The organism is Acidiplasma cupricumulans (assembly GCF_001402935.1).
Classification (GTDB): Archaea; Thermoplasmatota; Thermoplasmata; order Thermoplasmatales; family Thermoplasmataceae; genus Acidiplasma; species Acidiplasma aeolicum.
The window spans coordinates 1-1,067 of record NZ_LKBH01000218.1; the positions used below are offsets into that span (position 1 = coordinate 1).

Annotated in this window: 1 protein-coding gene and 1 pseudogene; one reads left to right on the plus strand and one right to left on the minus strand. The window is 25.4% G+C overall.

Features of this window, described 5'->3' with window-relative positions; genetic code table 11:
• Nucleotides 1–131 (plus strand): annotated as a pseudogene (locus AOG55_RS09165) (transposase); the annotation flags it as partial.
• A gap of 99 nt (nt 132–230) precedes the next feature.
• Here AOG55_RS09165 and AOG55_RS06430 read toward each other — a convergent pair.
• Complete coding sequence (locus AOG55_RS06430; protein ID WP_048101795.1) at nt 231–989, minus strand: N-acyl homoserine lactonase family protein; 759 nt, start codon at nt 987–989, stop codon at nt 231–233.
• Between the last annotated feature and the right edge of the window lie 78 nt (nt 990–1,067).

Here is a 1,067-nt window from a genome sequence, read left to right on the forward strand (position 1 = left end):
TATCATTTCCAAAAGAACATCAGAGAAAGCTGCATACAAACAATGTAACAGAGAGATTCAACAGGGAATTAAAGAGAAGGACTAAAAAGATAGGTGCATTTCCCAATGGTGATTCACTGATAAGGCTGGTTGATTAAGTATAATGGTAAAGGGTCATTTGAATTTACAGTAAAAGTATTACACTATCAAGAAACTTAATTTTGTATATTATATGATTTAAATTATAACATCTATTCTTTATAAATATAGGGTGCAAACCTTTTCTTTGAATAAAATTCAGGATCATGTCCAGGGTATATTTCAAAATTATCAAATTTATTTTTTAAAATAACTTTATTTGCTGATTTGCCCCACATTGAAGTACAAGAATCAAATCCTTGTCTTCTTAAAGTTGGTTGAATATTTTCTAATGTATATATAGCATCACTGGTAAAGATTATCTTATTATTTTTTGAATGATACATTAGACCCTGAGTTCCTGGTGTATGACCGTATAATGAAATTATTTTAAGATTGTCATTAATTTTATAGTTACCATTAATAGTAATATAATTTAAATCATCAAAATCGAAATCATTTCTATAATATACATCTTTATAAAACCAATCAGGATTGTAAGCATAATCTAATTCTTTTTTTTGTATTAGTATTGGTATATTAGTATTCCTAAAGAATTTCAAACCTCCAGCATGGTCAAAATGCAGGTGGGACAATATGACTAGTTTGATATCCTTTATATTTAGGTTTAATAAATTTAATTGATTAATTAAATGTTGATTATCGGATTGCTTTGTTGAAAATCGTTTCATAATGCTATAATTACCATCGATATTGGGACCAGTATCAAATAATACTATCAGATCGTTTAACTTAATTACAACACCAATAAATGGTACTTTAATAATCTCATTACTTTCACCATATACTAAAATAGATTTCTCATGATAATTAGCTCCTAAATCTAATAATGAAAAACCATTAATTTCCATAATATATGAAATTTATTTTTAATAATAAATAGATAATATTACATGTAAATCAATCTGATTATTTAATATCATATAATA